At 63.1% G+C, this 20,716-nt stretch carries 22 protein-coding genes; 10 read left to right on the forward strand and 12 right to left on the reverse strand.

All coding sequences use genetic code 11. The features are described 5' to 3' along the window. The first annotated feature begins 17 nt into the window (after positions 1-17). From llg_RS03810 to llg_RS03820, 3 genes are all read left to right on the forward strand, one after another. The gene (locus tag llg_RS03810) at positions 18-776 is read left to right on the forward strand and encodes a hypothetical protein (RefSeq protein WP_338288196.1); all 759 of its coding nucleotides are present in this window, start codon (positions 18-20) and stop codon (positions 774-776) included. 9 nt (positions 777-785) lie between these two features. Continuing rightward, positions 786-1,577, forward strand: a complete 792-nt coding sequence (locus tag llg_RS03815; protein WP_338288197.1) for a hypothetical protein — start codon at positions 786-788, stop codon at positions 1,575-1,577. Between the two features lie 334 nt (positions 1,578-1,911). After that, positions 1,912-3,504, forward strand: a complete 1,593-nt coding sequence (locus tag llg_RS03820; RefSeq protein ID WP_338288198.1) for an MFS transporter — start codon at positions 1,912-1,914, stop codon at positions 3,502-3,504. A gap of 72 nt (positions 3,505-3,576) precedes the next feature. Here llg_RS03820 and llg_RS03825 read toward each other — a convergent pair whose 3' ends face one another. Continuing rightward, positions 3,577-4,428: an SMP-30/gluconolactonase/LRE family protein gene (locus tag llg_RS03825; RefSeq protein WP_338288199.1), complete on the reverse strand. Its 852-nt coding sequence runs from the start codon at positions 4,426-4,428 to the stop codon at positions 3,577-3,579. Positions 4,429-4,587: 159 nt separating this feature from the next. Between llg_RS03825 and llg_RS03830 the strand changes: the two genes are divergently transcribed. Next, the gene (locus llg_RS03830) at positions 4,588-5,610 is read left to right on the forward strand and encodes an N-acetylmuramoyl-L-alanine amidase (protein WP_338288200.1); all 1,023 of its coding nucleotides are present in this window, start codon (positions 4,588-4,590) and stop codon (positions 5,608-5,610) included. Here the strand turns inward: llg_RS03830 and folP are convergent. Continuing rightward, positions 5,588-6,436, reverse strand: a complete 849-nt coding sequence (gene folP, locus llg_RS03835; protein ID WP_338288201.1) for a dihydropteroate synthase — start codon at positions 6,434-6,436, stop codon at positions 5,588-5,590. The two genes, llg_RS03830 and folP, sit on opposite strands and share 23 nt — an antisense overlap. Before the next feature lie 81 nt (positions 6,437-6,517). Between folP and llg_RS03840 the strand changes: the two genes are divergently transcribed. The 3 genes from llg_RS03840 to llg_RS03850 all read left to right on the forward strand — a co-directional run bounded on the left by llg_RS03840 (position 6,518) and on the right by llg_RS03850 (position 8,000). After that, a complete protein-coding gene (locus llg_RS03840; protein ID WP_338288202.1) occupies positions 6,518-7,063 on the forward strand; it encodes a hypothetical protein in 546 nt (181 codons plus the stop codon). 69 nt (positions 7,064-7,132) lie between these two features. Beyond that, positions 7,133-7,717 (forward strand): YhgN family NAAT transporter, encoded by a 585-nt coding sequence (locus llg_RS03845; protein ID WP_338288203.1) that lies wholly within the window; start codon positions 7,133-7,135, stop codon positions 7,715-7,717. A gap of 7 nt (positions 7,718-7,724) precedes the next feature. Then, the gene (locus llg_RS03850; protein ID WP_338288204.1) at positions 7,725-8,000 is read left to right on the forward strand and encodes an acylphosphatase; all 276 of its coding nucleotides are present in this window, start codon (positions 7,725-7,727) and stop codon (positions 7,998-8,000) included. Between the two features lie 210 nt (positions 8,001-8,210). Here llg_RS03850 and llg_RS03855 read toward each other — a convergent pair whose 3' ends face one another. After that, positions 8,211-9,065: a neutral zinc metallopeptidase gene (locus llg_RS03855; protein ID WP_338288205.1), complete on the reverse strand. Its 855-nt coding sequence runs from the start codon at positions 9,063-9,065 to the stop codon at positions 8,211-8,213. A 120-nt stretch (positions 9,066-9,185) separates the two neighbouring features. Here llg_RS03855 and rlmB point away from each other — a divergent pair, with 120 nt between their 5' ends. After that, positions 9,186-9,791: a 23S rRNA (guanosine(2251)-2'-O)-methyltransferase RlmB gene (gene rlmB, locus llg_RS03860; protein ID WP_338288206.1), complete on the forward strand. Its 606-nt coding sequence runs from the start codon at positions 9,186-9,188 to the stop codon at positions 9,789-9,791. After that, positions 9,788-10,588: a hypothetical protein gene (locus llg_RS03865; protein WP_338288207.1), complete on the forward strand. Its 801-nt coding sequence runs from the start codon at positions 9,788-9,790 to the stop codon at positions 10,586-10,588. Before rlmB ends, llg_RS03865 begins: the two co-directional genes overlap by 4 nt. A 22-nt stretch (positions 10,589-10,610) precedes the next feature. On the opposite strand, the gene llg_RS03870 is transcribed toward llg_RS03865, so the two are convergent. The 3 genes from llg_RS03870 to llg_RS03880 all read right to left on the reverse strand — a co-directional run bounded on the left by llg_RS03870 (position 10,611) and on the right by llg_RS03880 (position 14,101). Continuing rightward, the gene (locus llg_RS03870; RefSeq protein ID WP_338288208.1) at positions 10,611-11,321 is read right to left on the reverse strand and encodes a hypothetical protein; all 711 of its coding nucleotides are present in this window, start codon (positions 11,319-11,321) and stop codon (positions 10,611-10,613) included. Between the two features lie 440 nt (positions 11,322-11,761). Next, positions 11,762-12,913, reverse strand: coding sequence for a homoserine O-acetyltransferase (locus tag llg_RS03875; RefSeq protein WP_338288209.1), 1,152 nt, complete (start codon positions 12,911-12,913; stop codon positions 11,762-11,764). A gap of 195 nt (positions 12,914-13,108) precedes the next feature. Continuing rightward, on the reverse strand, positions 13,109-14,101 hold the full coding sequence (locus tag llg_RS03880; RefSeq protein ID WP_338288210.1) for a hypothetical protein: 993 nt from the start codon (positions 14,099-14,101) through the stop codon (positions 13,109-13,111). A gap of 202 nt (positions 14,102-14,303) precedes the next feature. Between llg_RS03880 and llg_RS03885 the strand changes: the two genes are divergently transcribed. Next, positions 14,304-14,876 (forward strand): DUF1802 family protein, encoded by a 573-nt coding sequence (locus llg_RS03885; protein ID WP_338288212.1) that lies wholly within the window; start codon positions 14,304-14,306, stop codon positions 14,874-14,876. 129 nt (positions 14,877-15,005) lie between these two features. Here llg_RS03885 and llg_RS03890 read toward each other — a convergent pair whose 3' ends face one another. The 6 genes from llg_RS03890 to accB all read right to left on the reverse strand — a co-directional run bounded on the left by llg_RS03890 (position 15,006) and on the right by accB (position 20,702). Continuing rightward, positions 15,006-15,665: a hypothetical protein gene (locus llg_RS03890; protein ID WP_338288213.1), complete on the reverse strand. Its 660-nt coding sequence runs from the start codon at positions 15,663-15,665 to the stop codon at positions 15,006-15,008. 47 nt (positions 15,666-15,712) lie between these two features. Beyond that, positions 15,713-16,702 carry a TIGR02597 family protein gene (locus tag llg_RS03895; protein ID WP_338288214.1) on the reverse strand — a complete coding sequence of 330 codons (990 nt, stop codon included), beginning with the start codon at positions 16,700-16,702 and terminating at the stop codon, positions 15,713-15,715. Positions 16,703-17,113: 411 nt separating this feature from the next. Further along, positions 17,114-18,073, reverse strand: coding sequence for a PfkB family carbohydrate kinase (locus llg_RS03900; protein WP_338288215.1), 960 nt, complete (start codon positions 18,071-18,073; stop codon positions 17,114-17,116). Between the two features lie 114 nt (positions 18,074-18,187). Further along, on the reverse strand, positions 18,188-18,811 hold the full coding sequence (gene thiE, locus llg_RS03905) for a thiamine phosphate synthase (RefSeq protein WP_338288216.1): 624 nt from the start codon (positions 18,809-18,811) through the stop codon (positions 18,188-18,190). A 13-nt stretch (positions 18,812-18,824) separates the two neighbouring features. Further along, positions 18,825-20,177, reverse strand: coding sequence for an acetyl-CoA carboxylase biotin carboxylase subunit (accC, locus tag llg_RS03910; RefSeq protein ID WP_338288218.1), 1,353 nt, complete (start codon positions 20,175-20,177; stop codon positions 18,825-18,827). Positions 20,178-20,240: 63 nt separating this feature from the next. After that, entirely contained in the window at positions 20,241-20,702 is a 462-nt protein-coding gene (accB, locus tag llg_RS03915) for an acetyl-CoA carboxylase biotin carboxyl carrier protein (protein WP_338288220.1), read from the reverse strand. Positions 20,703-20,716: the final 14 nt, after the last annotated feature.

The following is a 20,716-nucleotide window of genomic DNA, read 5'->3' on the forward strand; positions in this document are numbered from 1 at the left end:
CCCGCTTCATTGAAGCCGTGACCCTGCGCGCGTTCCTGCAACCCGACACCGCCTGGCTGGATGACCCTGCCTCCCGCCGCATTTGGCAAACGGCGCTCGTCACCTTCCTCGGGCTCGCCGCCTACGGGTTCAGCGTCGGCTGGTGGCGATCGCCGGTGATGGCCGGCTATGTCGCGCTGAAGATGCCGCTGCTCATCGCCCTCACGCTCGGCTGCAATGTCCTTCTCAATGGCTTGCTTGCCCTACTGCTCGGCACCGGGCTGGGCGTCCGCCAATCGTTTCTGGCCCTGCTCATGGCCACCGCCGTGTCCGCGCTCATCCTCGGCTCGCTGGCACCGGTGACGCTCTTCCTCGCGTGGAACGCACCGCCGCCGGACTCCCCCGGCGCGGGCGCGGCCCACTCCGCCTACCTCGTCACCCACACCTTCCTCATCGGCTTCGCCGGAGTCGCCGCGAACGCCCACCTCTACCGCCTCCTCCTCGGCCGCGCGCCGAACCGCTCCGCCGCCAATGCCACCCTGCTCGCCTGGCTCGCGGGCAATGGCTTCCTCGGCGCGCAATTCTCCTGGGTGCTCCGCCCGTTCTTCGGCTCGCCCGGTCTGGAGGTCGCCCTCCTCCGCCCGGACCCGCTGAAGGGCAATTTCTACGAATCCGTCTGGCACTCGCTGGTCCACATCACCGGCAGCGACTCCGCCGCCGCCTGCGCCCTCGTCCTGATCGCCCTGCTTCTCTCCATCCCGATCCTCGCCGCCCTCCGCTCCCAACCCACCACCTGAACCACCACCATGGAAACGCCCACCACCCCGCCGCCGCTCGATGCGCCGCTCCCGGAGAAACTCGACTTCCGCACGCTCTTCGAAGCCCTGCTGCGCCGCCCCTACGAACTCGTCCACCGCCTCGCCCAACGCGGACACGGTGCCACCGGCCGCTTCGCCGCCATCATGACCGGCTCCTTCCTCCTCTTCGGCGTGGTCATCGGCTGCTTCTACAAGCATGAGCAACTCTGGGCCGCCCCGCTGAAAATCACCGCCGGCCTCGCCATCGCCGCCCTGATCTGTTTCCCCAGCCTCTACATCTTCTCCACCCTGGCCGGTGGCCGGCTTTCGATCCAGCAGCTCGCGGCCGGCTTCGCCGGAGCTCTCGCCCTCGCGGGCCTGCTGCTTCTTGGCTTCGCCCCCGCCGTCTGGATCTTCTCCGAATCCACCGACTCCTACGGCTTCGTCGGCGCGCTCGGCATCGGCGCCTGGCTCGTCGCCCTGCTCTTCGGCCTGCGCTTCCTGAAGACCGCCGTCTTCGCCGCCGGTGCCAACCGCTCGGGCCCGCTGATCCTCTGGGGCGGCGTCTTCGCGCTGGTCACCCTGCAAATGACCACCTCGCTCCGTCCCATCCTAGGCCACTCGGACAAGCTCCTCACCCAGGAGAAGAAGTTCTTCCTCGCCCACTGGGGTGATTGGATCGGCGAAAGCCAGAAAACCACGACCCAAACCACGCCCGTTCTGCGAAGCGCGGAGGCAACTCCGAACCAAAATCCCACTCCCGACCCGGAAGCCCACCGCAACCCACATGTCGATAATTGATCAACCCTAACTCACATGAAAGCCCCTACCCCGCATCCCGGCTTCGGATTCCCGGAGCCGCCCCGGAAAACTTCCAGACCCTCCTCTGAAACTCCGCCACACTCACCCTCGCATGCTTACAGATCCTTGATTTCAAAGCCTCCGCCATCGCGGGCAGGCCGCCACGCCCCGTCATCCCGCGATTACCGGAAATGGCGCGACGAGCTCCTTGAATGAACCCTAGTCATTACAGACCGGATTCCTGATTCGCGAAATTGCTTCCCCCCGTGGCTAGGAGTGCTAGGGTGCCCATCACCAAACTCCAGAATATCCCAAGCAAACGCGAACCCACTTGATGAATACTGGCCTATTCCGATCCACCGATGGCAAAAGCCACGCCGTCACTTTCTGTCTGGTAAGCTCGCTGTTCCTCCTCTGGGGATTTTGCAACGGGATGATCGACGTGATGGACAAGCACTTCCAGGAAGAGCTTCACCTCACCCTTGCCCAGTCCGCCTGGGTTCAGTTCGCCCACTACCTCGGCTATTTCCTGATGGCCATCCCGGCGGGCTACCTCGCCAACAAACTCGGTTACAAGGGCGGCATCATCGCTGGCCTTCTCATGGTCGCCGTCGGCGGCTTCTGGTTCATCCCAGCCACCCAGATCGCGACCTTCTGGGCGTTCCTCGTCGGCGTCTGCTTCATCGCCTCCGGCCTGACATTCCTCGAAACCATCGCCAATCCCTACTCGACGGTACTGGGTCCGAAACAATTCGCCGCCACCCGCATCAACCTGGCTCAATCCTGCAACGGCGTCGGCTGGATCTTCGGGCCGATCGTCGGTAGCCGGTTCTTCTACGCCCAGAATGCCGCGGGTAAAAGCACCGGCGCTGAAACCCTCTGGATCCCCTACGTTGGCGTCGCCGTGGTGGTGATCATCCTCGCTGTCCTGTTCTTCTTCGCCAACGTGCCGGACATCAAGGCGGATGATGAGTTCCACATGGACGACAGCGCCGCCGATCCCGCCCCCGGCAAGCAGGAGGTGATCCCAAACCGCCCCGTGGCGATGGGCCTGCTGTGGCTGAACATCGTGGTGCTCGCCATTGCTGTCGGCATGATCTGCTCGGCGGTCGCCACCATCTGGGACCCCAGCAAGGAATTGCCCACCTTCATCGGCACCTCGGTCATTCTCGGCCTCATTGGTACGGCCATCCTGTTCACGAAATCCAAGGCAATCACCCACCACAGTGTGTGGAGCCACCCGCATTTCTCCTCCGCCACGCTCACGCAGTTCTTCTACGTGGCTGCCCAGTGCGGCGTTTTCGCCTACTTCATCAATTACATGACCAGCCAGATCCCGGCCATGCCGATCGAATGGAAGAATGGCATGGACAACTTCGCCTCCCACATGGGACCGCTCCAAGGCTGGTTCACCGGCTGGCTTGAGGTCCACCCGAACGGGAATCTGGGATTGAGCAACCTTGGTGCCGGCAACCTCGCCTCCCTCGGCTTCTTCTGCTTCCTTCTCGGTCGCGTCGTGGGTGCTTGGCTTCTGAAACAAAACCCCGCCCACAAGATCCTCGGCATCTTCGGCACGGCTTCCGCCATTTGCAGCCTCCTGATCTTCCTCAAGCTCGGCTGGCTCTCCGCCATCGCCTTGTTCCTGAGCTACTTCTTCATGTCGATCATGTTCCCCACGATCTTCTCGCTGGGAATCCATGGCCTCGGTTCACGCGCCAAGAAAGCCTCGTCCTTCATCGTCATGGCCATCATGGGCGGCGCGATCATGCCGAAGATGATGGGCCACATCGCCGACGTGAAGGGCATGTCCATCGCCTTCATCGTGCCGCTGGTCTGCTTCCTCGTCGTGGCAGGCTACGGCTTCTTCTGGAGCAAGCTCAGCGGCTCCGATGGCGTCGTCGGCCTCGAAAGCAAAGGCGGCCACTGACCTCCCCCTTCCACGTAAAACGGCGCGCCGGTCATCCGGCGCGCCGTTTTGCTTTAAATGGATCTGAAGTGGTCAGCCCGCGAAGGCATTCGCCTCCACACCCTTCACTCCGAGCCCGCGGACCACGAACAAGCGGCCGCCATGCTCCTCCTGGACCTTCGCATGCACCCCGGTGGTCACGTAAAGGTCCGCCAGCCCCGGGCCACCGAAAGCGCAGGAGGTCGTCTCCAGCGCCGGGATCTCGACGCGGCGGACTTCTTCGCCCGTCGCCGGATCGTAGCACGCCACACAGCCACCATGGCAGAAGGCCACCCACAGGCGGTCGTCCGAATCGATCGTCATGCCGTCCGGCGAGGCGTCGATCGCCTCGGTGGAGACCACGCTGCGCAGGTTCCGCAGGTGGCCGCCGTCGTAATCGAACGCCAGGATCTCGCGCCGTGGCGTGTCGATGTAATAGACCGTCTTCCCGTCCGCGGACCACACGATCCCGTTCGAGTTGGTCACCGGACCAAAGGCCTCGTGCAGCGTGAGATCCGGGTCCAGGCGGTAGAGCTTCGCGTCGCCCGTCTTCTTCACCAAGCTGATCGTGCCCGCGAAAAAGCGGCCGTCCGGCGAGCACTTGCCGTCGTTGAAGCGGTTGTCCGGCTTGTCCGGCTCCGGATCGGCGATCGGCGACAGCTCGCCGGTCTCCTCGTCCAGGAACAGCAGCCCGTGGTCGCCGGCGATCACCAGCCCGCCGCCATCCCGCGGCACCACCGTGCCCACCCGCTGGCCCACGTTCCAGGATCGCTCCTCGCCGCTGGCCGGATCGTAGCGGTGGACCTGATGGCCCTCGATGTCCACGTAGTAGAGCGCGTTTTTCCACCAGATCGCGCCCTCACCCCAGCGGGCGCGGACGGTCGAGACGGGTTCGATGTTCAACATGGCCCAAACGTTAGGCACCCGCGCCGCGGAGTCGAGAGCCGGATGACCCTCCGGGTGGGCATTTTCGCCATGCTAACGGCTGGGAAATCACGTTGTCATCGCCCCCGAATCCGCGTATAGGGCACGTCCAGCGACAAATCGCGAATCCCCTGTCCCGCCATGCCGCGTCCCTCCCTCTCGTCCTTCCTGAAGCTCGGCTGCCTCGCCGCCGCCCTCCTTTGCGGAAGCCTGCCCCCCCTCGCGAAGGGCGAAATGCAGGGCCCCTGGGAGGTGATCAAGATGAACGACCGCGACTACGTGACGGTCGACAGCATCAAGACCTTCTACAATTTCAACAAGATCACCCGCACCGGCGAGGCCATCCGCCTGGAGAACCCCAAGGTCATCATGGACCTCAAGGTCGGCTCCCAGGAGTGCGTGATGAACGGCGTGAAGTTCGTCTTCAGCTACCCGATCGAATCCTCCGGCGGGAAGGCCGTGGTCTCCCGCATGGACCTCGCCAAGCTGATCGACCCGGTCCTGCGCCCGAACTACATCAAGAACGGCGGCGATTTCCGCACCGTGGTCCTCGATCCCGGCCACGGCGGCAAGGACAACGGCGCCACCAATCCCCTCGGCACCGAGGCCGGCTACACCCTGATGGTCGCCAACAAGACCAAAGCCATGCTCGAGGCCAAGGGCTTCAAGGTCGTCATGACCCGCAGCAGCGATGTCTACCTCTCGCTCCAGGAGCGGGTGAACGTGGCCAATGCGGTGAAGGAAAACGCCATCTACGTCAGCATCCACTTCAACTCCGGCGGCCGCGCTGCCCGCGGCATCGAGACCTTCGCGCTCTCCCCGCAGGGCGTGGCCCACTACGGCAAGGGCCTCAAATCGAGCGATTTCGGCATGTTCAATGGCAACGAACATGACTCCGCCAACATCGCCCTCGCCACCGCCGCCCACGGCTCCGTGCTCCGTCGCCTCGGCGCGAACAGCTTCGACCGCGGCATCAAGCGCGCCCGCTGGAGCGTGCTCAGCGGCGTGCGCCACCCCGCCATCCTCGTCGAATGCGGCTTCGTCACCCATCCCTACGAGGCCCGCCTGATCGAAAACGACGACTACCGCACCGCGGTGGCCGCCGGGCTGACCGATGCGGTGGTGAAATACCGCTACGCCGTCAGCCAGAAACCGGCACCCTGAGGATCGCCTCCACCATCCGCAGCGCCTCGACGTTCGGCCGGACGTCGTGCACCCGGTGCAGCATCACGCCCATCTCGCGGGTGTGCGCCGTGATCGCCACCGTCGGCCAATCGCGCTCGTCGAGCCGGTCGCTGCCGAGGATGCGGCCGATGAACGATTTCCGCGAGATCCCCAGCAGCAGCGGGAATCCCTCCGGAGCCAACCGGTCGAGGTGCCGCAACAGCTCCAGATTGTGCTCGTGGCCCTTGCCGAACCCGATCCCCGGATCGAAGCACAGGGTCGCCGGATCCAGCCCCGCCGCCGTCAGCGTCGCCAGCCGCTCCGCGAAATAAGCCCGCAGCTCCGCCACCACGTCGTCGTAACGCGGCGCGAACTGCATCGTGCCGGGCGTGCCCTGCATGTGCATCACCACCACCCCGGCTCCGGACTCACGGCACACCCCGGCCATCGCCGGATCGCCGGTCAGGCCGGAAATGTCGTTCACAATGTCCGCGCCCGCCGCCAGCGCCTCCGTCGCCACGGACGCCTTCCAGGTATCGATCGAGATGAACCCGTCCCACTCCCGGCGCAGCGCCCGGATCACCGGCACCGTCCGCGCGATCTCCTCCGCGGCGGGCACCTCCGCCGATCCCGGCCGGCTGGACTCGCCGCCCACGTCGATGATTTCCGCCCCCTCCGCGATCAGTTTCCGGGCGTGTTCCAGCGCCTCCTCCACCGCCGCGTGCCGCCCGCCATCGGAAAACGAATCCGGCGTGACGTTGAGAATCCCCATCACCACCCCGCGTCGCGCGAGGTCCAGTTCACGCCCTTTGATCCTCCATTTCATGGGAAAAACTGCCGCTTGCGCTAACACGCGGCCCTCCCTAGCTTGCGCTCCATGATAGGTCTGACAATCCGGAATTCAGTCGTGGCTTTGCTTTTCGGAATGGCCGCCGTGTGCTCGGCGGTGGACAAGGATTTCAATGCCGTGGATGGACCGAACGTGCGCGTGATGCGCCACGAGGACGGCTCCCGGACCATGTTCGAGCGCAGCCCGGACAACCTCACCCTCACCACCAAGACCTTCACCGGCGGCGGCGTCCTCCAGCTCCTGACCATCTACCGGATGGACAAGAACACCAACCCACTGAGCTGCAAGATCTACGACGGCCAGCGCCAGGAGCTCTTCAAGGTCAACTACGGCTACCGCAAGAGCGACGGCCAGCTCGTGGCCGAGGCGATGTTCGACTCGCGCGCGAAACGGCTCAACCCGCAGACCGGCGAGGAGATGCCGGTGCGCTACATCACCTACACCTACGACTCGAACGGCAAGCGCAGCGCCCCCACCGCCATCACCACCCAGAAGGGCGCCCTCGCGGACGACCTCTACAAGGGCAAGAAGATCGATCCGTTTGTTCCCGAGGACAACCCGTTCAAGCAAGCCGCCCCCGCCAAGCCGGCCGGTCGCCGCTGAACCCCGCCTGACAGCCCCTTTTTCCAAATGCGGCGGGACAGGATCCCGCCGCATTTGTTTTTTCCCGCCATGAACCTCGCCGCCACCGCGCTCACGCTCTTTCTCGTCTTCGACCCCTTCGGCAACATGGTGATCTTCCACACCGTGCTCGCCAAGGTACCGCCGGAGCGCCGTCGCCGCGTGATGATCCGCGAGCTGCTGTTCGCCCTGCTGATCCTGATGGGCTTCCTGTTCGCGGGCTCCACCATCCTGTCCATCCTCGGCGTCCGCCCCGCCACCCTCAGCATCTCCGGCGGCATCCTCCTCTTCCTGATCGCGCTGGGCATGGTCTTCCCCGCGAAGTCGATGCTGCAGGACGCCACCAACGAGGAGCCGTTCATCGTCCCGCTCGCCGTGCCGCTCATCGCGGGCCCATCCTCCATCGCCCTGCTGCTCCTGCTTTCAAACAAATACCCCGGCGCGCTCGGCCAATCCGCCCTCGCCCTGGGCATTTCCTGGGGAGCCGCCGCCTTCATCCTGCTGATCTCTCCGTTGATCCTGAAACTGCTCGGCAACAAGGGCACCGCCGCCTTGGAGCGCCTCATGGGCCTGCTGCTGATCCTCATCGCAGTCCAAATGTTCCTCGACGGCCTCGCCGCCTACACCGCACGCTGAGCGCCACATGATTGCCAAACGGGTTATCTTCGAAGGCCGCGTCCAGGGCGTGGGCTTCCGCTACACCACCAAGGATCTCGCCCGTGGATTCGAGGTCGTAGGCTGGGTGAAGAACCTCCCGGACGGCACCGTGGAAATGCAGGCGATGGGCGAGAAGGAAGAGCTCGAGGATTTCCTCAAGGAGATCACCGAGGAATCCGCCGTGTCCCATCACATCCAAACCGTCCGTACCGAGGCCATCCCGCTCCTCGAAGGCGTCCGCGGCTTCAGCATCGAAAAGTAGCACAAGCATTCCTGCTTGTGAGTGGGAAGATTCCCGCACAGCCGTGCAGATCCAGTATGGCTTTGAGTCGCCAGTTGCTGGTGGTCCGTACAGAGAGGGAAAGAACCACCGATGACTCTTTCTCTTCACCCTAGCCCCTGAATCCTAGTCCCCAGCCCCTCAAGGGCCGACCGGATCGACATGGATGTTCGCGAATCTTCCCTGCACGCCTCAAAGATCCCGCGCGCTGAACGTATCCCCCTGCCGGATATCGCCCGTCTGATACCCCTTCATGAACCACTTCACCCGCTGGGCCGAAGATCCGTGGGTGAAGGAATCCGGCACCACCCGGCCCTGCGCCTGTTTTTGAAGCGTGTCGTCCCCGATCGCCTGTGCGCATCGCATCGCCTCCTCGATGTCCCCGGGCTCCAGGAACTTGTTCCGGTCGTCCTGCTTCCGCGCCCACAGACCCGCCAGAAAATCCGCCTGAAGCTCCAGCCGCACCGACAGCGCGTTCTGCTCGGACTTGCTCGCCCCGCGGGCCCTCGCCTCGTCCAGAGGGCGTGACAATCCCAGCTCATGCTGGACGTGGTGCCCCACCTCGTGAGCGATCACATAGGCCTGCGCGAAATCCCCCGGCGCGCCGAAACGCTCCTTCAGCTCCCGGTAAAACGACAGGTCGATGTACACCTTCTGGTCCGCCGGACAATAGAACGGCCCCATCCCAGCATCCGCCAGCCCACAGCCGGACTGCGTGCGCTGGGTGAAAATCTCCAGCCGCGGCTGGTCGTAATGCCGCCCCAGTTTCTGGAACTCGACGGTCCACACGTCCTCGGTGCTGCCCAGCACCTTCTTCACGAAGCCCACCATCTTCTCATCCCCCGGCGAGGCCGGAGCAGTGACCGCCGGCCCACCTTGCTCCGCCACCATGTTCAACAGCGCCCGTGGGTCCTTCCCCATCAGCAGCAGGATCACCACGACCACCACCGTGCCCATGCCACCCAAGGCAATCCCACCCCGGCCACCACCACCGCCTCCGCGATTGTCATCCACATTGTCGCTCTCCCGCAGGTCGTCCAGTTTCATAAGGATAAGGGCACCGGTTTCGCCCATCTTCATCCCTCCCCCATCGTTCGGCAAGTCACGAACCGCCCGCCCGTTCGATCCGGTGTTGCCCGCCACCATCACCGCCGCCATGCTCGGCCCATGAAACAGCGCCCGCGCGGCCCAGCCTCCCGTCACGACCGCCAAGAACACCAGGCCCGCGACAACCGCCACGTCCGCAGCACCGAGGAAACCACACCCTCGCTCGATGAGGAGGATCTCTATACCCTCCTCGCGGACAAAAAGGACGCCTTCGTCCTGATCCTTGACTGCGTCCAGGACCCCCACAACCTCGGCGCCATCCTCCGCACCGCCGATGGCGCGGGCGTCCACGCCGTGGTCGCCCCAAAGGACAAGGCCGTGGGTATCACCGACACCGTCCGCCGCATTTCCGTGGGCGCGTCCGACCATGTGCCCTTCGTGCAGGTCACCAATCTCGCCCGCACCATGGAGAAGCTCAAGGCCGCCGGCCTGTGGCTGGTCGGCACCTCTGACCGCGCCGACAAATCGATCTACGAACTCGACCTCAAGGGCCCGCTCGGCCTCGTGCTCGGTGCCGAGGAAAAAGGCATGCGGCGCCTCACCGAGGAGAACTGCGACTTCCTCGCCTCTCTCCCGATGGCCGGCAAGGTCGAGTGCCTGAACGTCTCCGTCGCCACCGGCGTGTGCCTCTACGAAGCCGTCCGCCAACGCCGCGGCGGCAAATGAAGGGCCCGGTCCGGATCCTGTCCGACCTCCACCTCGGCCACCGGGTGTCCCGGATCGCCACGGTGGAGTCCCTGCGCCCGCTCATCGCCGGAGCAGGGACCGTGATCTTCAATGGCGACACTTGGCAGGAGCTCGCCCTGCCCTTCCGTGAAAAATCCGCCCGCATGCTCGACGAGCTGCGGGCCCTCTGTGCCAGCGAAGGCGCGGAGCCGGTGTTTCTCTCCGGCAACCACGATCCCGGCTGGCCCGGCACCGGCTGGTTGGAAATGGCGGAAAGCCGCATCCTCATCACCCATGGCGATGCCCTGTTCTTCGATGGCTCGCCGTGGAGCCGCGAGGCGATCCACGGCCAGCAGATGATCCGGAATTTGTGGCGGGAACACCATGCCGCCGCCTGCAATGCCGGTGAACGCCTGCGTCTCGCTCGCCGGATCGCCCGCAACCTCGTCCCCAAGGTTTTCCCGAAGGGCAAGAAACTCTGGCAGCGCGTCTGGGAAGCCGCCCATCCCCCGCAGCGGGCCCTCAACATGCTCCACGCTTGGCTGAGCCAAGCCGGAGCCGCCGCCGATTTCGCGGAGCGCTTTTTCCCCAAGGCCGAGATCGTCATCATCGGCCACTTCCATCTCGGTGGCATCTGGCAGCGACGCGGCCGACTGATCATCAACACCGGCGCCTTCCTGCCTCCGGGCAAGGCCACCTGCGTGGAAATCCACGAGGGCTGGCTCACCTGCTCCCGCGTGCTGGAGAGCACCGACACCTGCACGCTGGAGGCCCCGTTCGCCCGCTGGCGGCTGTGAACCGCCGCGCGGACGAAACACATCAAGCCGCACGACGGCGACGCAACAGCGCCAGCCCCACCGGCAACACCGAGATGACCATCACTGAAGGCTCAGGCACGGCAGCCGCCACCTTCGAAGTCACCGTCACGTTGTCGTAGCGAGCGGTCGGGAAAGGATAGCCACCGGTCGTCGCACCGAAGAACAACGCCACCGTGCTCACGCCGTCGTAGTTGAAATCCATCGTGATGCCCGTGCCGGTGCCAGTGAACGTGGCGGATGCCACCTGGTTCGACACCGCGCTGCCCAGCGCCTGCAGCTGACCCGTCTGCGTGTTCAGGATCAGGGAATTCCCGCTGGATTTGGTCAGATCGTAACCGGAGCCTGTCCAGATCCCCACGGTGGCGGTATCGTTCGCGTCACCCGTGTAGCTGACGATGTCGAACGTCAGCGTGTATTGCCCGGCCGACGGAAACAGCGAAGGGGAAAGCAGGATCGCCGCGCTGCGGAACCCGCTGTCGCTCGCCGCTTGGAGGGTGCCGGAGGCCAGCGTGATCGTCGGACCGGAGCGCACCCATTCACCGAAGTTCAGTTGGTTGCCGTAGTAGCCACCCAGATAGGAGTTCGGCTTATCGGCGAGGGTGGTGCTCGAAAAGTTCTCGGTGAACACGGTGGCGGCCATGGCGGCGGGGCTCAGGAGAAGCACGGCCAAGGCACGACGGTACAGGGATCCCGGGAGGGAGAGGAAGCTCATGGGGGATAGGGGGATGAACGTGAACCGCGGAACGGAAGTGGGGTGTGGGGGACCCGAACCGCGTGGGCACAAAATCGGCCAAACGCATCCGGCTTTCAACCCAAAATCCTTAATCAACCTTAACGAGATCGCGTGTATCCCATCACGTTACTGGGTTTTACGCATCCCCACCTCCGTAGCCGAAGTGGTGACACTTCGGGGCACGGCCCTGGCCCTTATATACCTCTTGGCCTCTGCATCCCGAATGGGATGACAGCCCCAGTAGCCGGAGGTTGAGAAGCCTTGGCGACGACACCTCCGGTTAGGCCGGGAATATCATTCGATCCCGAAGGGGATCGCAGCCGAGCTCGAAGGCACGCGGAATTCCATTTCCCATTCCACCCGCGGAGCCGGGACACGCCGCTGCCCGCCCCCTCTTCACCACTCCTCCGGGAACCCGCTCAAGACCGCCCCAGCACCCACGCGATGTGCGGGGTGTAGAGGTTCGGCTCCAGCAGGAACGAATCGTGGCCCTTGTCCGAGTGCACGGTGATGTGCATCACATCCACCTTCGCCCTCTCCAAGTGACTCACCAGCTCCGTCTGTTCCTCGGGGTAAAAGCAGAAGTCCGAGTCGATCGAGAACACCAGCCACTTCTGGCCGGCATCCTTGACGCGGGCGAACAGGTCCTCCGGTGAACCCGCGTCCCCTTCCTGCGCCCCATCGAAGCGCGACCACATGTCGTTGATCCGCAGGTAGGTGTTCGCATCGAAGCGTTTCACGAACTTCTTCCCCTGGTGCAGCATGTAGCTCTGGAACTGGTCGCGCACGCGGTACCAGGCCAGCACGTCGTCCGGCTGCACCACGTCCTGGCGCGCCCGCTTCTCGATCGCATCGAGGTGCACGAAGGTCTTGTGCGAGATCATACGTGCCAGCGCGAGACCATACAGCGGCGGAGCGGCGTCGTAGTAATCGCCACCATTGAAATTCGGATCATTCTCGATCGCCAGGATCTGCTCGAACAACACCAGCCGGTTCAACACCGTGGTCTTGTAGCCGGAAGCAATCGAAATCACGTTCGCCACCCGCTGCGGGAATCGCGTCGCGAAGGTCAGCGCCAACAGGCCGCCGACCGACGGTCCGATCACCGCCACCAGCTTTCCGATGCCGAAATCATCCAGCAGCCGCGCCTGGGCTTCCACCTGGTCCGCGGCGGTCACATGCGGGAACTTCGATCCCAACGGCTTGCCCGTCTCCGGGTCCAGGGACGTCGGACCGCTCGATCCATAACAGCCGCCAAGGTAATTGGCACAGATCACGAAATAGCGGTTCGTGTCGATGGCCAGGCCCGGCCCGATCATGTCGGACCACCAGCCCTCGTGCAGCTCCGGCTGCCAGATCCCATTGATCGCCTCGATGTCCGGGTTGAACCCCGCCGCGTGGTGCGAGCCTGAAAGCGCGTGAAACAGCAGAATCGCGTTCGATCCATCCTCGTTCAACGTCCCCCAGGTCTCATACGCCAGCGTCACCTCGCCCATCTCCCCGCCGTCACGCAAACGGAACGGATCGGCGGCGCTTCCCGTGCGGAAAAAGCGGGTGGTGACATTCGACATGCGCGGGACGCTAGTGGCCCCGCCCCCCGGAGTCCAGAGCGCATGCCTCCCGGTCCAGTTTCGCCCCTTCCTAAGCCAGGAAGACCGGAACCAAAACCATCGCCAAATCGCAAGCCAAGCCCTCGAATGACCCACCTCGATGAGGCGCCCCCTCCACAGGCTTCATGGCAGTCGGGGACCGCCAGCGACGCGCGGCTACTTTTTCAACAACTCCTCTACTTTGCCGCGGGTACCCTGATCGACAGTGGAAAGACTAGCGCGGATCTCCTGCGCCGTGTCAGCCTTCAACTCCGGGTTCGTGATACGCCCGGCCCACATGGCGGCGGAAACAGGATCACCGGAGTCCAGCAAAAGAAGAGAAGTCGCTTGGTAGGGCTGATCGTATTTCGGCGCGGACGACCGGTTCCCAAGGTGGCTGGTGATGACGTCGTGGTTGGCCGGCGAAGCGTTGCGGATGACGTTGGCGAGGGCGTTGGAATAACCTTGGTCGGATTCAAGGCCATCGAGTTCACGCATGGCCACGGTGACATCGGCACGGGAAAGGCCTTTGTTGGAGGCGAAGACCGTGAAGAAAAAGGAAATGGAGGAACCGGGACGGTTTGCCCGATAGTCGGCAAGGGCGGCCTCCAATCCCTTGCTGTCGACCTCGGCGCTTGTGATCGCGCGAACGGCAAGGACGGGATTGGCGGCGATGCGGTTTTCTTTGAGAACGGCCCAAGCCGTGCCTGGCTCATTTCGGGCCAAAACCGAATAAAGAGCGCTTCCAAAGGCGAGAGATTGCCCCCCATTCGGGACGGTAGCGGCGATGGAGATGGCGGCTTCAGGGTCCTTCTTCAGCATCGCCTCAATGAGAGCGCCATAGACCTCCTCTAATGCGGCATCCGGAGAAGGCAATGTCTTAACAATCCATTCAATGCCAGCGCCGGGATCACTCTCCCCATACTCGGCAGCCTTGGCACGAAGAGCCGCGATTTCCTCTGGCGTGTGCTTGGCCACGACGACAGGGCTCCCGGGCTTCGGTCTTTTCTTGTAAGCAGCCGCTTCCCCATCCCGAACGGCACGATCAGGGCGGGTGGCACGAACGGACTTCAAATCGCCCGAAGCCCCCCCGGAGTCCGATCCGGATTTCTTATCACAGGAGGAGAGGCCGAGAGAAAGCGCGAGAAAGAGACTGGAAGCGCGGCGCATGAGACTGGGTATTGCGCAACGAGTAACCCACGGGCATGGGAACTGCAAAATGAAACCGCCGCAGCGGAGGGTGTTTGCCGACGACGCTCTTCAGCCCGGAACTTGAAGCAGACAACCGCTATTCCAGCACCACAATCCAGAGCCCGTTCAGACTCCGATTTCTGCTCTGGATTCCAAGGCTTGGATTCCGGAACCTCTGTCCATGTCAGACGTGATCGGCTTCAAAGAGTGGCAGGTAGTGTGTGACGCCCTCGCGTCCGGTCGCCAAACGGTAATTCTTCGCAAAGGCGGCATCCATGAAGGCCGTGCAGGCTTCTCCTTCGCCCACGAGTCGTTTTTCCTTTTCCCAACCCGCTTCCACGCCCAAGGCAATCATGTGACGGAAGGTGCGGCCGAGCCCATGCCTGAGTGGCAACCCGGAGATACAGTTCGTATCACCCACCACGCCAAAGCACTATGGGCGAGAACCCTTACTGACTGGAACCAAGTCGACGCCCTTACCCCCTATCATATTTACGCCCCAGAACTCGTCCGTGAACGGTTCGATTGGGAGGGCAAAGGCATGACCAGCGGCAGCATCCACGTCGCCCTCCTCCAAGTCAGCCAACTCGCCGAACCTTGGGAGTTCCCTTACGCAGGGAAATACGGAGGCTGCAGAAGCTGGGTAAACCTACCTGCTCCTCCGGAAAACTGGGAAAAGGCAAGCACACCGGTGATCGATTCGAGCACTATGAGCCACATCGACATGACCCTTGGGCAGATCCGCGCCCACTGAGTTCGCCGGGTTCCTAGGGACAAACATGGTCGACGGCATCCACCGCCGATCACTTCCGTTAGCCCAAAATAAAAGGAGGCGGGTTTTCACCCGCCTCCTTGAAATACAGCCTTTTCAGCCAAAACCGGATTAGCGGCGACGGCGAAGAAGAGCAAGAGCGCCAAACGCACCCAAGAGGGCGGCGGACGGCTCGGGCACGAAGGTCAGGTTGGTCGGACGAACCGGATCCACCGACGTGAAAAGAGGATTGTATCCGACGTTGGAACCATCACCAGGAAGCTTGAGGCCCGGGTCGGTCACGATTCCAAACTTGCTGCCACCTGCCACAGTACCACCGAGGAGGGTGGTGCGGTCGAACCAGATGATAGCGAAGGAATCGCCAGCAACAGTGCCGAGAGTGGAACCGGAACCCTGGACGCCAAGACCACCGTTAAGGGTAAGGCCCGCAATGGAGATCGCCGAACCAACACCGCCGCCCGTCCCGAGGGAGGTCGCGGTAAGGTTATTCGAAGTAGCGATATAAAGGACGTCGTCCCCGGAACCGGGCATGAGAATCCCCCCCGCGGTCGTATTCAGCGTCCACCCACCCTGATAGTTCGCGGTATCAAAACCATTGCCGGAGGCATCGACAACGATACCCCACACGAGGCCGTTGGCAGTGCTGCTGCTGGAATCCGCAAGGCTGGTCAGCGCACCAGTGCCGACACCACTGATGGTGAGGGTGACGGTTGCATTAGCGAAGGCAGACAAGCCAACTAGGGCGAGAAGAGAACCAAAGATTTTTTTCATGGAATTTAATTCAGAAATGATTGCGTAAGTGGCTATTCAACCGTTCTTCAGAGAGAAGCGCGATAGCTTTGGCTATCGGAAACAACAACATCGCCCACTGGCGCATCGGCAACGCGACGGTAGATGTAGCCTTCACCCGCCTTGAGGGTAAAAGTGTTGGTCACATCATTGCTACCACCATCATACCAAGCACCCGCAAAGTAGAAGAGGTTGTCGCCGGACTTATTCAGGCCGACACCATTGTCGAAAAAGATCAACTGATCGCCGTCAGAAGAGCCCAATCCAGAGGAACCGATGGTTTGATCAACCGGCGACAGATAGGAGATGCGGTTGTCCTGTTCGGTGCCAGCCGCCAATTTGGAGATCACGACGCGGCTGTTGAACTTCGGCACTTCTCCCGACACCACCAGCGACTGCTGGTTGCTACCGGTGACATTGCGGATGATGAAACTCTCACCCGGATAAAGAACGGTGTCATTGGCAATATTGCTGCCTGCGTCATACCAGTCACCGGCGAAGTAGAAAAACAGAGCATCCGGCGCGAGGTTCGTTCCAGCCGTTGCACCGCTGAAAGCGTCGAGCTCCAGGCCGTCGACAAGGGTGTTGCCCGAGAAAAAGCTCTTGATCGTGCTGGCCGGGCGAATCGAAACCGTATTGCCAGCGGACACGCCGGTAAGGCTGTCTCCAGGCTGAAGGGTGAGAGTCACGTTAGCACCCGAGGTCGAAGCAACGAGAGCGACCAAGCCTTCTTTCGTGCCAGACTCAACCACCGCGATGAAAGGACCGGTTCCGAGGGTCGGCGAAGCGGAAAGAGTCACTACATTGCCCGCCACGGAAGCGACCGTGCTCGTGAAAGCAGCCGCGTTCACAAGCGGAATGGAGATCGCCACGTCGGAACCGTCGGCGATTGCCGGCTGCCCCGTGGTTTTGTTGCCCAGGCTCACATACCCCACCGGCGTGGTGGTAGCATCAACGGCGAATGCCTGACCGACCGCGGCGATCGCGGCGAGCATGGCGAAGGAGTGAAATGGTTTCATGACGGGTTGGATTTAGGATCGGTTTGGAGGGACGTCGAGGATTTAGCCCCGCGGGTGCGTGACGTCTTCGTCACGCACTGAGTCCACGGAACGGTAGGTTTCGTAGCCAAAGAACAGGGTACAGGGCACAGGCGCAAGGAAATTCTGCGGATTTACCCGAGCCTCACGCCACGCACGGCGCATCTAACGCCACCCCTTCATCCAATCCATTGAAAATGAATGGATTGAAAATCAAAAATTCCGGGGCGCACAGGCCAAAATTTTTATGTCTGGAAGCCTCCCATACGGGGCGAATTACCCCTTTTGGGTGGGTATTTTAATCCACCCTTGAAAAGTTTTAATGGCCGAAATTGACCCGATGCCACCCGAACTTCGAACCGCCTTCGGCTTCCCAATTTCGGCCACAAGGGTTCACCAATCGCTCATGCGCTTGAAGAGATCCAAGCGCTGACCGATGGCCGCCTCGTCCAAGGATTCCAAGCGGCGGGTCGAAAATGCCTCACAGGTGAACGACGCCACCACCGAGCCCTGAACCACCGCACGGCGGATATCATCGAAACCGAACCGGGTCTTGCCGGTCGCCGCGAGGTGCCCGGCGAGACCGCCGAGGAAGGTATCCCCCGCTCCGGTCGGATCCGCCACCTCGCGCAGCGGGAAAGCGGCGCAGCGGAAGAAGGTGTTCTCGGAAAGCTCCCACTCGGAGTCACCGGTTTCCTGCTCGGAGAACAACATGGCCCCGAACTCGCCCAGCTTGATAACGACATTGCGGGGGCCGGTTTCGAGAAGACGGCGGCCCGCCAGGATCAGGTTGGAGGTTCCCATGAAATCACGGGCCTCGCCCTCGTTGATCACCAACAGATCGATGCGCTTCAGCACCTCATGCAGGCGCTCCCGGGCAATGTTGATCCACAGGTCCATGGTGTCCGCCACCACGAAGCGCTCGGCGGCGGTGCACTGGTCCAGCATCTGGAGCTGGTTGTCCGGCGACATGTTCGCGAGCACCACGATCGGGCTGGCGGCGAGCGACGCCGGCACCTTCACCTCCCAGTTCTCCAGGACGTTGACCGAGACACTGCGGGTCGTGCGGTCGTTCATGTTCTCATGGTACTCCCCGGACCAAGCGAAGGAGTCTCCCTCCGAACGCTCCACCCCCTCAAGGGTGACGCCGTGGCTCTCCAGCATCGCGAGATGCTGCGGCGGGAAGTCCTGGCCGACGATGCCGACCAGGTGGACCGGAGCGGTGAAATAGGACGCGGCCAAGGCTGCATACGACGCCGAGCCCCCGAGCAGGTTCTCCGCCTCCGCCGCGGGCGTTTTCACGTGATCGATCGCGATCGTTCCACCAACGAGGATTGCAGAGGGAGTGGCCATGAGAAGAATGATTGGGCTGGAACGCTCTAACCGACCAGCGCCGGGATGAGAGTACAAGCGGGCGGAAGGCTCAAGGGAAAACCCTTTGGGACAACGAAAGATCCGTCGCGCGGCCTAGGAAAGCCGATCCACCACCAACCGGGTCGCCTGAGCCACATCTTCCGCGGTCAGGAGGTCGGACACGATCACCACCCGACGCGCACCGGCCGCGAGCACTTCGGGCAAATTGGAGCGCTTGATGCCACCGATGCAGAACGCGGGGATCTTCGAACCCACCCGCCGCTCCATTTCGGCGACGTTCTCCATGCCGATCCCGGGGCGGCCCAGTTTGGTAGGCGTCGGAAACAACGGGCCGAACCCGATGTAGTCGAATCCCTCGGCCAGCGCGGCTTCCGCCTGCTCCAGCGAATGGGTCGAGCGGCCGATGATCTTTCCCTCGCCCACGATCGCCCGGGCCGCGGCCAGCGGGCCATCGTCCTGACCGATGTGGACCCCGTCCGCACCGAGCTCAGCCGCCAGATCGGGGTAATCGTTGAGAATGAACGGCACTCCGGCCTCGTGGCACAGCGGGACCAGTTCCCGGGCCACCGCCGTAATGGTTTCCCGGTCCTTGCCCTTCGCCCGGAGCTGGAGCAGCCCGGCTCCACCCGCCAGCAGCGCGGAGGTGATCCGCGCCGCATCCACGGGCTGGACGTAGCCGAGATCAAGGATGGCGTAGAGTTTCGCGGTCGCGAGCATCGTCCGCCGCGGCTCAGGCCTTCTTCTCTTCCAGGTAACGGGTCACCCAACCGATGTCGTAGGTGCCGCTGACGAAATCCGGATGATTCATGATTTCGAGCTGGAAGGGGATGGTGGTCTTGATGCCGCGGATCATGAATTCGCCGAGCGCGCGCTTCATGCGGGCGATGGCGATCTCACGGGTGGCACCGGTCACGATGAGCTTGGCGATCATCGAGTCGTAGTGCGGCGGCACGGAGTAGCCGGAGTAAACGTGGGTGTCCACGCGCACACCCTTGCCACCCGGGGCATACCAGAGGTCGATCTTGCCCGGGCTGGGGCAGAAATTGTTGTAGGGGTCCTCCGCATTGATGCGGCACTCGATCGAGTGGCCGCGCGGGGTGGCGTCGAGCACGTGGTGCGACAGCGGCTCACCGGCTGCCACGCGGATCTGCTCCTTGATGAGCTCGCAGCCCATCACTTCCTCCGTCACGGGATGCTCCACCTGGATGCGGGTGTTCATCTCCATGAAGTAGAAGTTCTCGCCCGCCTCATCGACGAGGTACTCGATCGTGCCCGCGTTCTCGTAGCCGATCGCGGAGATCAGATCCACGGAGGCCTTGCCCATGCGCGCGCGCAGTTCGGGAGTCAGCAGCGGCGAGGGACACTCCTCGATGATCTTCTGGTTGCGGCGCTGCATCGAGCAATCGCGCTCGCCGAGGTGGATGAAATTGCCGTGGGTGTCGGCGATGACTTGGAACTCGATGTGGTGCGGGTTGAGCACCAGCTTCTCCAGGTAGCACTCGCCATTGCCGAAGGCCGCGAGGGCCTCGTTCGAAGCGGCGCGGAACAGGGAAATGAAGTCCTCCTCCTTGAAGCACGGGCGCATGCCGCGGCCACCGCCGCCGGCAGTCGCCTTGATCATCACCGGCAGGCCGATCTTCTTCGCTTCCACCAGCGCGGTTTCGGCATCGGCCATGATGCCGGAGCCCGGGGTGACCGGCACGCCATTCGCCACCGCGGTGGCACGGGCGGTGGCCTTGTCGCCCATCATCGAAATGACGGAGGCGGACGGCCCGATGAACTTGATGCCGGAGGTGGCGCAGATTTCCGCGAAGCGGGCGTTCTCCGAAAGGAAGCCGTAGCCCGGATGGATCGCGTCCGCACCGGTGATCTCGGCGGCGGCGATGATGCGGTCCGGCTTGAGATAGCTCTCCTTGCTGGAGGCAGGCCCGATACAGACCGCCTCATCGGCGAGGTGGACGTGCATGGAATCGACGTCCGCCTCGGAGTAGACGGCCACGGATTCGACGCCGAGCTCACGGCAGGCGCGGATGATGCGGAGGGCGATTTCGCCGCGATTGGCGACCAGGACGCGCTTGAACATGAGGAAGTTTGCGAGTTTTCAGTGTTCAGCTTTCAGGAAGAAAACCGAAGACGTGGAAAGGGATCACTTGATGCGGAAGAGGACGTCGCCGTATTGGACCGGGTTGCCTTCCTCGGCGACCACGGCGCAGATCGTGCCGGAGCGCTCGGCCTTGATCTCGTTCATGACCTTCATCGCTTCGATGATGCAGAGCGTCTGGCCTTCGGAAACGGCGGTGCCGACTTCGACGAAGTTCGGGGCATCCGGAGCCGGCTTGCGGTAGAAAGTGCCCACCATCGGGGAATTGATCTCCGCGCCTTCGGCAGCCGGAGCGGCGGCGGGAGCACCCGTGGCGGCGGGGGCGGCGGCAGGAGCAGCCACGGCCACCGGGGCGGCGGCCGGGATGGAGCCGATCAGGCCGCGCAGGGCCTCGAGATCCGGGCCCTTCTTCATCTTGATGTGGAAATCCTCACCGGTGAGATCGAAATAGGTGAGTCCATGCTCGTTCATGAGCTCGACGATCTTACGGATTTCCTGGAGGTCCACGGTCGGAAAGGGGT

The organism is Luteolibacter sp. LG18, from assembly GCF_036322585.1.
In the GTDB taxonomy this organism is placed as follows: Bacteria; Verrucomicrobiota; Verrucomicrobiia; order Verrucomicrobiales; family Akkermansiaceae; genus Luteolibacter.